Annotated in this window: 12 protein-coding genes and 2 pseudogenes; 9 read left to right on the forward strand and 5 right to left on the reverse strand. The window is 52.4% G+C overall.

Features of this window, described 5'->3' with window-relative positions; translation table 11 throughout:
* Positions 1-58: 58 nt before the first annotated feature.
* The 5 genes and pseudogenes from K3T83_RS30660 to K3T83_RS30680 all read right to left on the reverse strand — a co-directional run bounded on the left by K3T83_RS30660 (position 59) and on the right by K3T83_RS30680 (position 7,186).
* Entirely contained in the window at positions 59-2,323 is a 2,265-nt protein-coding gene (locus K3T83_RS30660; protein ID WP_220206719.1) for an ATP-dependent helicase, read from the reverse strand.
* Between the two features lie 237 nt (positions 2,324-2,560).
* A pseudogene (locus K3T83_RS30665) lies at positions 2,561-3,361 on the reverse strand (RNA-guided endonuclease InsQ/TnpB family protein); the annotation flags it as partial.
* Between the two features lie 86 nt (positions 3,362-3,447).
* The gene (locus K3T83_RS30670) at positions 3,448-5,274 is read right to left on the reverse strand and encodes a reverse transcriptase domain-containing protein (protein ID WP_220203951.1); all 1,827 of its coding nucleotides are present in this window, start codon (positions 5,272-5,274) and stop codon (positions 3,448-3,450) included.
* Positions 5,275-5,803: 529 nt separating this feature from the next.
* Positions 5,804-6,316 (reverse strand): annotated as a pseudogene (locus K3T83_RS30675) (nuclease/transposase family protein); the annotation flags it as partial.
* Between the two features lie 111 nt (positions 6,317-6,427).
* Positions 6,428-7,186: a GntR family transcriptional regulator gene (locus K3T83_RS30680; RefSeq protein ID WP_220206722.1), complete on the reverse strand. Its 759-nt coding sequence runs from the start codon at positions 7,184-7,186 to the stop codon at positions 6,428-6,430.
* A 469-nt stretch (positions 7,187-7,655) separates the two neighbouring features.
* On the opposite strand from K3T83_RS30680, the gene K3T83_RS30685 reads away from it, so the two are divergent.
* From K3T83_RS30685 to K3T83_RS30725, 9 genes are all read left to right on the forward strand, one after another.
* The gene (locus K3T83_RS30685; protein WP_220206723.1) at positions 7,656-7,799 is read left to right on the forward strand and encodes a hypothetical protein; all 144 of its coding nucleotides are present in this window, start codon (positions 7,656-7,658) and stop codon (positions 7,797-7,799) included.
* A 21-nt stretch (positions 7,800-7,820) separates the two neighbouring features.
* The gene (locus K3T83_RS30690) at positions 7,821-7,985 is read left to right on the forward strand and encodes a hypothetical protein (protein WP_220206724.1); all 165 of its coding nucleotides are present in this window, start codon (positions 7,821-7,823) and stop codon (positions 7,983-7,985) included.
* Between the two features lie 71 nt (positions 7,986-8,056).
* The gene (locus tag K3T83_RS30695) at positions 8,057-8,398 is read left to right on the forward strand and encodes a hypothetical protein (RefSeq protein ID WP_220206725.1); all 342 of its coding nucleotides are present in this window, start codon (positions 8,057-8,059) and stop codon (positions 8,396-8,398) included.
* Positions 8,398-8,682, forward strand: coding sequence for a hypothetical protein (locus K3T83_RS30700; RefSeq protein ID WP_220206726.1), 285 nt, complete (start codon positions 8,398-8,400; stop codon positions 8,680-8,682). Before K3T83_RS30695 ends, K3T83_RS30700 begins: the two co-directional genes overlap by 1 nt.
* A 14-nt stretch (positions 8,683-8,696) precedes the next feature.
* Positions 8,697-9,674 (forward strand): sigma-70 family RNA polymerase sigma factor, encoded by a 978-nt coding sequence (locus K3T83_RS30705; protein ID WP_220206727.1) that lies wholly within the window; start codon positions 8,697-8,699, stop codon positions 9,672-9,674.
* A gap of 25 nt (positions 9,675-9,699) precedes the next feature.
* Positions 9,700-10,020 carry a hypothetical protein gene (locus tag K3T83_RS30710; protein WP_220206728.1) on the forward strand — a complete coding sequence of 107 codons (321 nt, stop codon included), beginning with the start codon at positions 9,700-9,702 and terminating at the stop codon, positions 10,018-10,020.
* Between the two features lie 4 nt (positions 10,021-10,024).
* On the forward strand, positions 10,025-10,552 hold the full coding sequence (locus K3T83_RS30715) for a hypothetical protein (RefSeq protein ID WP_220206729.1): 528 nt from the start codon (positions 10,025-10,027) through the stop codon (positions 10,550-10,552).
* 13 nt (positions 10,553-10,565) lie between these two features.
* On the forward strand, positions 10,566-12,224 hold the full coding sequence (locus K3T83_RS30720) for a helicase HerA domain-containing protein (protein ID WP_220206730.1): 1,659 nt from the start codon (positions 10,566-10,568) through the stop codon (positions 12,222-12,224).
* Positions 12,225-12,333: 109 nt separating this feature from the next.
* Positions 12,334-13,521: a hypothetical protein gene (locus K3T83_RS30725; RefSeq protein ID WP_220206731.1), complete on the forward strand. Its 1,188-nt coding sequence runs from the start codon at positions 12,334-12,336 to the stop codon at positions 13,519-13,521.
* The last annotated feature ends 22 nt before the right edge of the window (positions 13,522-13,543 follow it).

Raw genomic sequence — 13,543 nt, forward strand, 5'->3', positions numbered from 1 at the left:
CTATGACACGTACCACTTTTCGAGAAAGCGTCACATGGCATGTCCCTCTGTTTCCCTCTCAATCAAAGAGTGTAGGTGTTGTTACCATTGGATCAGGTTTACGCGGCGAGCCATCGCGTCGGAAGAGATAAGGATTCAAAATGCCATCCTCATCTGTTGGCTTTAATTCGGCCTCCTGAATGAAGCGCGAGGCGAGTGCGTCGCTCCCACGATAGCGCAGGATGGAAGAGAGGAAGAGCAGCTTTTGCGCACGTGTGAACGCGACATAGGCCAGACGGCGCTCTTCGGCAATGCCTGATGTGACGATGGGACCATCTTCAGCCATCGTAAACGAGCGGCGATGGGGAAAGACGCCTTCCGTCAATCCCATGACGAAAACGACCGGCGATTCAAGTCCTTTGGATTTGTGAACTGTCATCAAACTGACGCAATCGCGCTTATTTTTGCTGGTATCTTCTGCCTGCTCTTTCAAGCGAGCCATTGCACGGAGGAAATGGCGAATTGTTTGGTGGCGCTGGGCAATCTCGGTCAACTCTTCCAGTTCGTCGTAGCGTCCTTCCAGCTTGACATCTTCGTGGTGAGTTGGCGTTTCGCTGTCCTCGCCTTCCTGGTGTTTGCTGTCGTAGTGGCGCAGATGCGTATCATAGGCCAACTCGCGGATCAGCTTGATGGCCTCCGCCGGGTTATTGCGACAGCGCGACCAGACCTGTTTGATCAATGCGACGCAGTCCTTGACGCCCAGTTGGTGTTCGGCGGCGATGGTATAGGCGTTTTCTTCACAGAACTGCAACAGGGGGCGTCCTCCCGCAAACGAGCTTAGCGAGCCGAAAAATGAGGGCGTAAAGCGATGCGATGTCTTACCTGTGCGGGCGAAATAGTCGCGTGAGGGGATGTTTGCCACCGCGCGAAAGGCGGCGTTTTGCTCGCCACAATGGACCGGTGTGAAGACATCATCCCATTTGAGCGGCTGCGGGCCGTTGCGCGCATCAAGATATTCCCGATGCACATGAACGCCATCGATCAGGGCGAGATAGGCCAGCATGTCGCGCGTCGTTTTGCGCTTGAAGAACGAGGAGCCGCCTGCTGCCCGGTATGGGATGCGGTGACGCGCCATTGCTATTTCGAGCGATGCGAGATGATGGTTGGTGCGTGAAAGGACAAAGATATCGCGGTAGGAGAGATCTTCGGAATGCTCACGCCAGGCACGCACAAGCTGTTCGATGCGGTTGGCAATGCCGTCAGCTTCGCTTTCCTGATCTTCGTAGGCAGTTACATGGATCGGGGCACCGTCCGGGTGTGTGGCTCGTAGCACCTTTTCAAAGCCAGGCGTCGTATCGTTGTGGCTGATCAGGCGGTTGGCAGCCTCTAGAATCTGCGGCGTTGAGCGGTAATTGTGTTCGATGCGGTATATCTTGCCTTTAGGATACATCGTGCGAAACGAGAGAATCGAGGCTTCCGGGCTGGCACCGCGAAATTGATAAATAGCCTGGTCCGGGTCGCCAACCACAACGACGTTATGTTTCGGCGCGGCCAGATATTGGATGAGTTGGTACTGAGAAGGATTGGTATCCTGGGTTTCGTCGATCTGTAAATATTGATAGCGGTTTTGCCACGTTTTGCGAAATTTGGGGCTGTTCTCCAATAGCAGCAGCGGTACGTAGATCAGATCTGAAAGATCGTATTGCTTCTCTTTTTGTTTGGTCTGTTCGTAGTGGGTGAAAAATTCCTGGTAGCGTTCAGCCAGATCTGTTTCGACGCCAAGATGGGAACGGAAGAAGGCCAGCGATGCTTCGGGGCGTATCAGGCTCTCTTTGGCACGATCCACCGCCGCCAGAACACCGGCAATTTCGACATCCCAGTTCATACCACGCGAGCGATTGCTGCGCCAGGGCCGGATGATATCTTCTGCCAGCCATTGACGGGGATCGCCGCTCAACAAGCGCTGATTAAGCTCTTGTGGCTTCCATTGCAGCTTTTCGCGCAATATCTGGTGTCCCAGGCCGTGAAAGGTCACGACGCGCAACGCTTTCATCTCTTTAGCCGCGAATCCGCGCCCTTTGAGAGCCTTTAATGCACGTTTTTCCATTTCATCGGCGGCGGCGCGCGTGAAGGTAACACAAAGAATAGATTCCGGCGCGATCCCCTCGTCGGCAATCAGGCGTACCAGGCGTTGCACGAGGATGGAGGTTTTGCCGGTTCCTGCGGCAGCAATGAAGGCGGCTGGACCATCTTTATGAGCAATCGCGGCAGCTTGCTGCGGATTAGCGCTAAAAGTGGGTGCTGTACGAGCGTTCGTCTTAGATTTGGTTCCCTGTGAGGCCATGCTAAGCATCTCTTCCTTGTCTATTTTTATGCATTGTTGGCTAGTATCGGTCTGAGTGAAAGCGGGAGCGAACTGTCACTCCTGCCACGTCTGCTCCGAGGTTCCCGGCCATTGCTCGGTCATGAGATGCATCCTTGCCGGGATCTGCGGCCCCTTTGCCGCCTCTCTATTATGCATGTGCTTTATTCTGATTTCCTGTCGTGCCTGTTTCGGAGTCGTACTATAGTTCCAAAAAGTCTAGCGAAATAGAGCGTTTTCTTGCGTTCTCTTGATCGCTTGCTTCCGCTGCTTTCCGCTTGTCTTCTGGTTTCGTGAGGGGAACGACAACCTCACTGGATGGACTACCAGGGGGACAGCCCTTTTCCCATCCTCTACCCCCTCCAACCCGAAGGCATTAGGGGCTACTTTTCGTGTAATATTATACGACCCGTTGCAATCGGCATTGATCAGTGTCCCATCCGCTGCACGGTAGAGTCCACGCTCAATGCGCTTGCCACTAAACTTCGGCTTCTCTTTCCGAGTGGGATCATAAACCGGCATCTCATCCCTGTCAAGGAAACTGGCACGGCTGGTATAGGACTCTTCGGTGATGATGACGGTGATACCTGCTAGTTCCGCTTTGTAGGTCAACATCTGGATGAACCGAGCATGAGGGATAGGCACAAAGTTCTGGTTGGTACGCTTGCCCATATTGGCCTCTTGCTTCCACCCGTCATTTTTGCCAATCACCAGCGTTCCTATTCCATGCGCCACCAGATCATCGACAATCCATCTGGATGTTGTGTGCATATAGTGGTCAATGCGACGATTGCGTGTATTGGTCAGACGCTCCATCCGCTTGGTTGTGCCAGTATGCCCAAGCTTGCTCTGTAGTTCTGCTTTTTTCTTGTTGTAATATTGGTTGATGCTTTTCATTGGACGCCCGTTAACCAGAACCGGAACAAAGCCGGGTTGGTTTGAAGTTAGCGCCACCAGATTATTCATGCCAATGTCTATGCCAGCATAGTAAGCAGGGTTCACGGAGGCGGGTGTCGTCTCTTTGGTGTAGAGTAGGGTAGGCACCCCGGCGAGGTACTGTATCAGCCCTTTTCCGTGTGCCCCCCTCCGAACCGTGCTGACAATTTTCACTGTACACGGCTCTCCAGTAGTTCTTTCCAAGATGTGCCTCGTTCCGTCAGTCGTTGATCGATTGTTCCCTGATGGATCGCGAGATGACAGGTCCGGCAGGCCACAATGGTTTTTCTCCGGCGTGCTATCATGTAGCGTTTCCAGTTCTCCATTGTTTTTCGCCCTCTCTGGTTCAGATCTGCTAGTTTGTGGACATGGTGGACTTCAACCTTCTCCCGGCTCCCGCAAAGTTCACAGGTGTCTGCTAGTAGCCGTTCGAGTAGTTCGGTCCTCTGGTTCCAGGTTTTAGGCGGCTGGTCATTAAGAATTGCCAGGGGTTTTCGTATCAGTGACAGACCCCCAAAGCGCGCAATAAGTGGAGGTTTTCCATTGCGGGCGACCTTGACTTCCAAACATCTGAGAGTTTTCCCCTCTGGTGTGGTTGTTTTGGTAACATATCGCTGGTGGATTTTCTTGCTGCTGATTTTGTGCTTGTTCGCAAGCGTTCTCAGCAACGATCCCCACATCACCCACTGGAGCCGATACAAGGTCGAGACATTGTATGCCAGTTGATAATATTGCACGATGCCCCGATATTCCGCTTGGTAAAGGGCTACAATCGTGTAATCACTTTGAACGAGATGTTCTCGGCGGTCTACGATTTTTCCTTTGCGCATGTATCGGGCGATCTTCTTCTTGAGAACGTCTGTTGGTACTCGTAAACCAATGCGTCCGTTAATTCGGCGGCGTCCAGCGGTATGCTGGTTGTTTTCTTGTTGGTTTACGATGTCGTAGCCGAGAAATCGCGCAGTCCCGCTTACCGCATGCGTGATGAGCGTCTTTTCTTCGGAGAGGGTTAGTTTGAGGTGTTCATGTAACCATGCTCCGATGGCTTGCTTGATTTGTTCTGCTTCGGCTTTTGTACCTGCAAATCCTAGTAAGAAGTCATCTGCGTACCTCACATATCGGAGTCGTCTGTAATTTGGATCATTCGGATCTTTCGCCGGGATTTGGTTTCGTTGCTGCTTGAGCCGCTTCACTTCCTCTCGGTTCTCTTCCTTTTTCATACGCCCGATTTGCTTGGTCAGCTTTTTCCATTGGAGGTGTTCCTTGCGGGTTTTCCCCCGTGTGCATGCCGGAATGAGTGTTTGGACAATATATTGGTCCAGTTCGTTCAGGTAGATATTCGATAAGAGCGGGCTGACCACCCCTCCTTGTGGTGAACCGCTCAATGTAGGATGGTACGTCCATTCTTCTAAATATCCTGCCTGTAGAAGCCCCTGGATCAGCCACAAGAACCGCTCATCTTTGATGGTTTTGCCTAGTATGTCGATTAGAATACCATGATCTATGGTGTCGAAATACTGTGCGATATCCCCTTCGATGAACCACCGTGTTCCCGTCCATTGATGTTGTATCGTTTGGAGTGCGCTATGACATCCTCGTTCGGGCCGAAAGCCGTGGGAACAGTCGGAAAACTGTACATCGTAATACGCTTCGAGAATGCTGCGTATGACCTCCTGTAAGAGTTTATCCGACCAGGATGGAATGCCGAGCGGGCGCATTTTCCCATTCTTTTTGGGTATTTGTACCCGGCGTACAGGAGTCCATCGAAAGGTTTTCGCCTGGAGTGAGACGATGAGTTGTTCGATTTTCTTCTGTGACATCTCATCCACAGTTTCATCGGTGCTTCCTTTGGTCATTGCGCCATTATTGGCGTAAAGGCGTGCATAGGCACGCAGGTAGAGATCCTTGTTGTACAAGAGTCTATATACTCGTTCCAGTGGCAACCCTTGTTTTCCGCGTTCTTGGATGATTGTTAGGATCGTTTCGGCAGTACGCATCTCGCGTTTCCTCTTTCCTTTCAATCTGAACTACCTAACCCCCTTCACCCTGTCATCGGTTTTCCCGATGTCCGTGGCGGAGCGTGACTTCCGCGATTACTATGGGGTTTCCGTGACCTTGGGGGTCGCCCCCTTTAGGCCATCCCGCGTTCCGTTGGATAAAGACGTTTCGAGTCGTCCGTAGGTCGTCCGTTTGTCCTTCAAGTACCCCGTTGGTAGCTCCATCACCGTTAGGGATTACCCCGGCAAGTCGTCAACCCGATGGTAAACGGTGAAACTGGTTTCAGGCATTTTTCCAGCAACGTCGTTCTGCGTATGGACAGGACTAGACTTTAAGCAGTTTAGCTTTAACCTTAGACAACGGCTTTTGCGGCCCTTCGATACGCAATGCCTTTGTATCTTATCCGCTTTCACATCATGCTGCTTTCCGCCATTGGTTTCCCTCTGACGTTAGATGCGGAAGCCAACAACGTTTCCCTAGTTGTTGCCCTCTGCGAGGGCGATCTTTATCCGCGTGACGCGGCGCACCAATTTCTACCACATAAAACCCGTTGCGAGGAACAATCCGTACTTGATCGACGTGCGTTTGTTGAGTCTTGACCGTGATTGCCAATCCTGATGGTTTGATAAGCCCTTGCTGTAACGCTCCCTTTCCCCGGCCTCCACTGAGTGCCTGAATGGTGTAGATAAGGATGTTACGACCATCCGTCTTGTGCTTGTACTTAGGCAGTTTGGGACGGCTTAGAAACTTCGAGGGGTCTTCATGGTAAGCTTTGAGCGCCTCAAAGAACGCTTTCCAATTCTTGTCAAGCAGCATCAAGACTTGTTGACTGACTTTGGACGGCAACGCTTTATAGGCTTCATGTGCCTTTATGCGTCGTTGTACTTCATTGTAGTTGGGGTATTTCCCCTCGAAAATGTAGGTTTGTCGGATGAGGTACAGAGCAGCGTTATACAGATTTTTCGACTTGAAAGCCGCCTCATCAATGACCGCAAAGCGCGGATCGGTGCGATCAATGACGTGGCGTTCTGTCAACTGCATGACGTTGCTCCTAACACTCATTACCTCTTTCGATTTTAACTATCACTAGTAGTGTACTGTATGGGCAGGCTTTTTGTCAAGCCTTTATGACTTGACATGTTTTGCAAAAGATCAATTTTTCCAATGCCCTGTGGGATAGTCATAGCTAAGGACGAAGAGGTTCGCGACAAAGATGATTTTATTTACCATAATTACTGTGTCGTCTTCTGCATAATTGACCCTACTTACTTCTAGCACAGGAGTCTGAGGGGTAATGTTGAGAAGTTGCCGTTCTTGGCTTGTGGGAAGTCTTCCAATCACATCTTCGTGGACACGTACAGGCGCTTTCCTATGTTTCTCTCTAATGGCTAAAAGCACGTCAAAACGTTCATCTTTCCTTATTTGATCTAAGATCGCTTCATCAACCAGTGCAGTAGGATAGAAATTCTCTGCCAGTCGGTAGGGAATAATTGTATCTCCTTGTTCCGCTCCCTGCTTCCGAAAACGTCTCACGACAGGTGTTCCCTCCGTAACGCCTAATGCTCTAGCAATGTGAGAAGGAGCAGGAACAAGAGCAGGTTCATCTATATTCGATTCAGTAGACACAAGTCCTAATTTCTGAAGTTCTAGGTCAAATCGGGCCGTAATGCCTTGAATACGCACCCGTGATCGACTAATGACCACTCCTCTCTTACTCTCTCCTCTGGACTCAAGGTATCCCTCGGCTTGAAGGAGTTTCAGCGCTCTATTGATGGTATCTCGTGACACATGAAACTGATTTGCTAAATCGATAGCGGGGGGAAGACGACCATATTGTCCAAAATCTCCTGCGACAATACGTTCTCGTAGGGCTTCTGCGACCTCTGTGACGGTAGTTTGTTGCTTTGGCATGGATGACTTCTCCTTCCTTATGTCTGGTCAAATAAGACCAGTCTAAATTATATCATTACTCGCGATGAAATGTAATATCGAAAGAGTGTTCCAGTCAAGGTAGAGAAGGATCAATAAGTAATTAAATTCTAGCGTCTTTTTGACAAGGCTTAAATTTTGCTCATTTTTGACTTGACAATTTGACTGGACATATTGTATCCTTCATTATAGAGAAGTTGTCAACCAGACCAAAGAAGGCTCTACGTTGACGACTTTGGAATGTTTCATGGATGGTGTTGAAGGATACGTGAGGAGAAACTTGTAGCGCATTTTCGGTGTAGTGCGAATGTGGACGATCTTGGCGGACTGAACACATTCGCACCCCTGCCACAGAGTCCATGACGAGTGGCCCTGTCAGTGTACCATTTGCTCTTGTGGCGAGCAAGCCTTGATATGTGTTCGCCAATGCTGGAGCGAGAAAGGATTACACATGGACCCTGACGACGAGACCCTTGAAACGCAAGCCCTGGACGATGTCCCCTCGTATGTCGAACAGCAAGCTGCCGATTTTGTCCTGTTTTGTGATGCACTTGATATTGACGCTCGACCTGACGACGACATGTCTTCTCGCTAAGACAGAAAGGAACCATACCACATGGCAGACCTGACCACCACTGGCAACGCCTTTGACGATGAGGAAGAGTACTTTGTGTTCACGGTTCCTGAAGGTGGCGAGGAGGACGACGAACTGGTGATCCCGCTCCTTCCTGAAGCGGAAGCCCACGCCATCCTCGACGATGACGAGCAAGAAGACGAGTAGTGTCGTACGAACACGCACTGGCAGATGGGAGCCTTCCCGCTCCCGCTTGCCTCACAAGGAGCAACCTATTCATGCCTCAACAGATCAATCCCTTGTGCAAGGCCACTGGCAGCCACGACTGGCAAGAGACCGTGAGCCACACCTATCGCACCTGTAAGCGTTCCGGCTGTCGCGCCGCTCAGCGTCTCGTCGCTGGCACCTGGAAGCAAGTCGCCTCTCCTTCACCAACCCACCAGCAGCAAGACATAGCTTCCTCCTCGCTGCTGTGGGGGACGCAGCAATGGAACGCCCTCACCTTTCCCTATCCCGGCTACGATCCCGCAAGAGAGCAGTACATGGAACAGCAATACCACAAGGCCGTCACCGACGAACAGCACTACCGTGCGGCTCATCGCAAGATAGGAGGTGCCTGATGCAACTGCTTCACCTGTTGTGCCCGCGCAAACAGACCTTTTCTCTGGAACAGTCCTTCAAAGATCAGTTCATGGATCAGGATGCCTTCGGGGTTGTGGATGTCGGCTTTGTCGAAAAGCAACCTGTTGGCTTTGTCGTGCTGATGGCGCGAGAACAGTTTGACGAGGAGTTTTTGGCCCAGGTCTACGCTGATCCCGATGTCACTGGCTACTCTACCTTTTCATTTCCTGATGACGACGCGTTTTTGTACCCATTTGGCTCTGAAGTCCTTCATACCGCATAGATGAGGAGGAATACATGATGATTGCACTGCCTCTCTCGTACGATGTTGTTTCTACCAACGAGATCGGTCAATTGACCGGTCTCTCCCTCGACACACAGCCCTCGTTCCAGCAAGAGGACGAGGCGACGATGAACCTGCTTGGGTGCTACTTGCGCGAGATCGACTGCTACCCGCTCCTCTCTGAGCAGCAGGAACGATCCCTCATTGCACGTCTCGCACAAGGCGATGGAACAGCCCGGACCCGTCTCATCGAGGCGAACCTGCGTCTGGTGGTGAGCATAGCCAAACGCTACCAGGGACACGCTCAAAACCAGCAACATTTCTCGTTGCTCGACCTGATCCAATATGGCAACACGGGTCTCATACGTGCCGTAGACAAATATAATCCGACCTTTGACGTGCGTTTCGGCACCTATGCCACCTATCACATTAAAGCAGCGATCTGGCGGGCACTAGACGAACACGGACGCCTGATCCGTCGCTCTAGCTACCAGATCGAACAATATCGACACCTGGACACCCTCACCGATGATCTGACCCACAAGCTCGGACGTGTGCCCACCCTCAGTGATCTTGCACTCCACACGGGACAGTCCGAGCGATCCCTTACCCTGATCCAGGCCGTTGACCAACCGCCCCTGTCTCTGGACGCTCCTCTTTCATCAACAAGTGATGATGCTGTGCTGCATGAAACCCTTGCCAGCGAGCAATCACCCGATCCAGCGGAAGCGCTCTGTGAGCAAGAACGAGTGCAGGACATGCAGGGTGCCGTGACGATCCTGCTTGCCGTTCTCACGCAACGCGAACAGGAGGTCATCACCTGTTTGTTTGGGCTAGATGGCAAAGGGGAGCGTGAAGCCCTCGCTGCCAGTGAAGAGCTTGGGATGTGCCGCTCACGTGTCTATCAGTTATTCCATTCTGCTATGAGCAAGCTACGTCGTGCTGCCTGTGCACATGGCATCACCTGTCGTGTGTTTGAACCGTGTGCATGAGGCACACAGAAAGGACGAGAAAACGATGGAAGCGTTAGTTCCGTATGGCTTTGAGCGTGACCTGCTGCCAGCAACCAGCGGGCTGATCCTGCCCGGTCAGGCACAGGGCATCTACATCACGCTACACCCTGAAGTCACTGAGGAAATTACCGCGAAAATTGCTCGCTGGTTTGAGGGACGCGACGACGTGATGATCGTCGATCATGGCACTTCGGACAAGCAAGGCTTCGGTTTTCTGCTGATGGAATGGATCGAATGTGAGATCGACCCGCTCTTTCTCGCCATCTTGCGTGATGAAGAGACGGTCGGCGATTATACGGTCTATGGCCGTACAATGGAGGAGTAAGACCATGGCAGGACACAATGTACGTGGCACGGTCGGTCACGCCGCCACCTATCTGGCACACAATCGGGGCAACGTCCCCATCCTTAAGGGACTCTTAGGTGTGGTGCTCATTGGTTTCTGGTTGCTGGCGCTCATGCTGCAAATCCAGACCAGTGAAGCCTTCATCTTGAAGAGTGCGGTGATCTCCTTTGCTCCTGATTGGGGTATCCTGCTGCAACCGGTGCAGTTGCTACACGGCGAACTGTCCATGAATATGGCAAAGGCGGTCATGTGGGGCTGGGGAGTTGAACTGGTCTACCTGGTCTGTGTGATTGGCGAGGTTGCTGTGCAGGGACGGCTCGGCGGCTGGTTTAAAACTGGAGCCTTCATCCTGGTTGCCTTTAACTTCTGGACCGACTTCAACTATGGCAATCTCCCCAGCGGCATGGGCGGACAACTCGGCTTTGCCGCTATCACTTCCTTTATCGTCGCTTTCTTTGGCCTGATTGGGATCAATCTGCTCTGGACTGCTATCACAGAATGGGGCCGCTAGAAAGGAGGCCACAATGCGCGAAGAAGAACCACAGGACCAACAGCACACAGAAGACAAGAAAACGTATCCGCTCCAGCAGTCTGCTGCCTGGGCGGGGGGGACGTTTCTGGCAAGCTTGCCCTTTGACATCTTCGGCCATTTCGGGCCAACGGGCTTGCTCGTTGGGGGGCTAGCCTCCTATGTGGCATGGCGACATGGACCGGAAGTCTACGAACAGATCGCCGGGCAGGTGAGGGGGATGCTTCCCTCTCCTGCCCCCTCTGAGCCACCAGCAGAGCAACCCGGACGCAGTTGGCTAGAGCGTGCCTTTGGACACTTCCCTGAAGCCGAGGCACAGCCCAAAGAGGGGGAAGCGCAAGAGCTACCAGCAACACCCGAACCAGAGGCACCAGCAACCCATCAGCAGTCAGAGACATGGGAGGAAGACTGGTACGACCGAGACCCCCTTGACGAGGAGGATGAAGTCACGCTGCCCCAGCAGTCCGGCACCCGCTTCACCTTCTCCCAGGTGCTTTCCTCTGGTTTTACCCCGTCCCTGCACAAACTGTACCTGGGACGGCTCACTGATGGCAGTCCGGTGTACGTTGCCGCCAAAGACCTCTGCCATGTGGCGCTGGCAGGCAATACAGGCGGCGGGAAATCCTCGCTCATGCGCCTGCTCATGGCGCAACTGTGTCATGTCGGGGTGCGGGTGCTGCTGCTCAATCCCCACTACATGCGCTACGACCGGGACGCAGGAGAGGACTGGACGCCCTTTGATCCTTGCCTCAACAAGCCGCCGCTGGAGTGCGCGAACTATCCAGCGATCAAGCAGTCCTTACAGTGGATGGTTGAGATGCTGCTCCCACGTCGCATTGCCCGTGCGCGTGATGGACAACCGATTGGCAAACCGTTTTTTGTCGTGATCGACGAACTGCCCGCCATCGTCGCCGAGGTCAAAGAGGCTCCCGGCTACATCGCCAAACTCTTACGCGAGGGGCGCAAGTACGGCCTGTTTCTGATCGTCGCCTCACAAGACTTTCTGGTCAAGACGACCGGCATGGACGGAGGAGGCGTGCGTAAGTGCTTCCGTACCGCCATGTATGTAGGTGGCGATCCCACCACAGCGGGCGTCCTGCTGGGAGACGCCGGGGGCAAACTGCCGGAAAACGATCTCGGCAAGGGGACGATCATGCTGCGGTGTGCAGTAACCAAGCATCCAGTGCAGGCACACGTGCCCTATGTGGACAACGAGAGCCTCTATCACCTGCTTGGACCCTCTACGTTTGTCGCCCCTGTGTCACAACAGGTGGATGACCTGCCGCACGCAGGCAATGAGCAGCAGGCGGTAAAAGTGAGCGATCTGACGCTTGAGCAACTCATGGCGCTGATCAATCGCTTGCCAGAAGTGGACCCAACGGACGCCCGCTATGGGGGTGATGACGAGCAAGAACGTGAGCAGGAAGAACCGGTTTCCCCTCCGCAGAACGTGACGCCGCTACCAACCCCAGTGTTGCCTGAGAAGGGGCCACGCGCTGAAGACATCGATCTCGCAGCAGCGATTGCCTTGTGGAACAGCGGTTACAACAGTGAGCGGAAACTCATGAAAGCCTTCCGTCTCACCCAACATCAAGCGGGCAGACTGATTGAACGCATTAAAGCACAGGCTGGACAAGGAGCCTCTAATGAGTGAGCGAGTGAGTGGTTGAGTGAGTGAGTGAAAACCCTCCGAAAAAACGAGGATGTGAGGGCAAAAAGATCGCTCACTCAACCACTCACTCACCAGACAAGGAGCAAGGAAGATGAAACAGCAAGCAACACGCCTCCAGAGCGCCATGAAGAAGACAGCAACCTGGATACCAAAAGCCGCTCATACGCTCTGGAGAAAAAGTACCGATCTGTGGCACAAGCTCCAACCAGGGCCACGAAAACCGAAGCCAGCACGAGCCGTTCGTCATCAGTCCTGGATTGATCGAGCGGTCGATGGTGCCTTTCTCTTCGTCACCAGTCTCGCCTTTCTGGTGTTTCTGGTGGCGTCTTTGCCTCATGTCGCCTACTTTTTCGCCGCCTTTGAACCACAAAACGCAGATGGCACCCTTTCAGACTGGTGGTGGTTCGTAGCGTACCTGATCGCCGGAGCCATTAATATTACCGAATTTCTGTTGTCGATTAAATTTGCTCGTGAGTTACGTAACGCGACCTACGGTTTACCCTGGTATCAAAAGTTTCTCCCGATCCTGGGATGTGTGTTAAAGTTCTGGCCCTTCATCCTCCTGATTTCGGGTTTCAGTTGGGCCGCCAACTTACAACATGCTCGTGAGTTTCACAGTGACATGTTATGGACCGCTGAAAGTGTGACAGTCACGATCCCTTTCATGCCTTATATTCACACGTGGGGAGACTTAAACCCTTACATTGTTTCAGCCTTTCCGATTTTAAATATCGCTTACACCTTAATGTTTGACAGTAGCCGTAACCAGGACCACTTACACTTACAGCCTGAAACCCTGAAACCTGTAAGTGAACCCAGCACTGCCTTACAACCTGCACCTGTAAGTCAACCGATGACGCTTACAGACTTTCAAGCTGAAATGATGAAAGGGTTTCAAGCGATGCAGGATGCCAACACGCAAGCCATGAAAGAGATGCAACGTGAAAGTGTGAAAGTGATGGTTGAAACCTTCCATCATCTGGCTGGGGTGAAAGCTCCTCAACAAACAGGCACGCCTCATCTGAAAGCAGTCGGCAAGAAACCGACCCATATCCGCAAGGGCGGCAGTAACTACGAGGAACCTATTCGTAAGTTACTGCAAGACCATCCTACGATTACAGCGACCGAAGCTGGAAGGAAAGTCGGTTGTTCGCATGTCACTGCTGGCAAAATCTTAGCCGGATTACGGGTCACGATTACAGAAGTGAAAGATGAAAGTGTCCCGACTGAAAGGGATACAGGATCAGTGACGACCCCCTTACAGAGTGAAAGCGCGTAAGTCATGTACGGGATGAAATCTG

The sequence above is a fragment of the Reticulibacter mediterranei genome, assembly GCF_016587455.1.

What these genes read in the sequence shown, in the direction of transcription:
- K3T83_RS30715 (WP_220206729.1), top strand. Translation starts at nt 10,025, where the DNA reads ATGGCAGGACACAATGTACGTGGCACGGTCGGTCACGCCGCCACCTAT.
- K3T83_RS30710 (WP_220206728.1), top strand. Translation starts at nt 9,700, where the DNA reads ATGGAAGCGTTAGTTCCGTATGGCTTTGAGCGTGACCTGCTGCCAGCA.
- K3T83_RS30670 (WP_220203951.1), bottom strand. Translation starts at nt 5,274, where the DNA reads ATGCGTACTGCCGAAACGATCCTAACAATCATCCAAGAACGCGGAAAA.
- K3T83_RS30660 (WP_220206719.1), bottom strand. Translation starts at nt 2,323, where the DNA reads ATGGCCTCACAGGGAACCAAATCTAAGACGAACGCTCGTACAGCACCC.
- K3T83_RS30725 (WP_220206731.1), top strand. Translation starts at nt 12,334, where the DNA reads ATGAAACAGCAAGCAACACGCCTCCAGAGCGCCATGAAGAAGACAGCA.
- K3T83_RS30705 (WP_220206727.1), top strand. Translation starts at nt 8,697, where the DNA reads ATGATGATTGCACTGCCTCTCTCGTACGATGTTGTTTCTACCAACGAG.
- K3T83_RS30690 (WP_220206724.1), top strand. Translation starts at nt 7,821, where the DNA reads ATGGCAGACCTGACCACCACTGGCAACGCCTTTGACGATGAGGAAGAG.
- K3T83_RS30720 (WP_220206730.1), top strand. Translation starts at nt 10,566, where the DNA reads ATGCGCGAAGAAGAACCACAGGACCAACAGCACACAGAAGACAAGAAA.
- K3T83_RS30700 (WP_220206726.1), top strand. Translation starts at nt 8,398, where the DNA reads ATGCAACTGCTTCACCTGTTGTGCCCGCGCAAACAGACCTTTTCTCTG.
- K3T83_RS30695 (WP_220206725.1), top strand. Translation starts at nt 8,057, where the DNA reads ATGCCTCAACAGATCAATCCCTTGTGCAAGGCCACTGGCAGCCACGAC.
- K3T83_RS30685 (WP_220206723.1), top strand. Translation starts at nt 7,656, where the DNA reads ATGGACCCTGACGACGAGACCCTTGAAACGCAAGCCCTGGACGATGTC.
- K3T83_RS30680 (WP_220206722.1), bottom strand. Translation starts at nt 7,186, where the DNA reads ATGCCAAAGCAACAAACTACCGTCACAGAGGTCGCAGAAGCCCTACGA.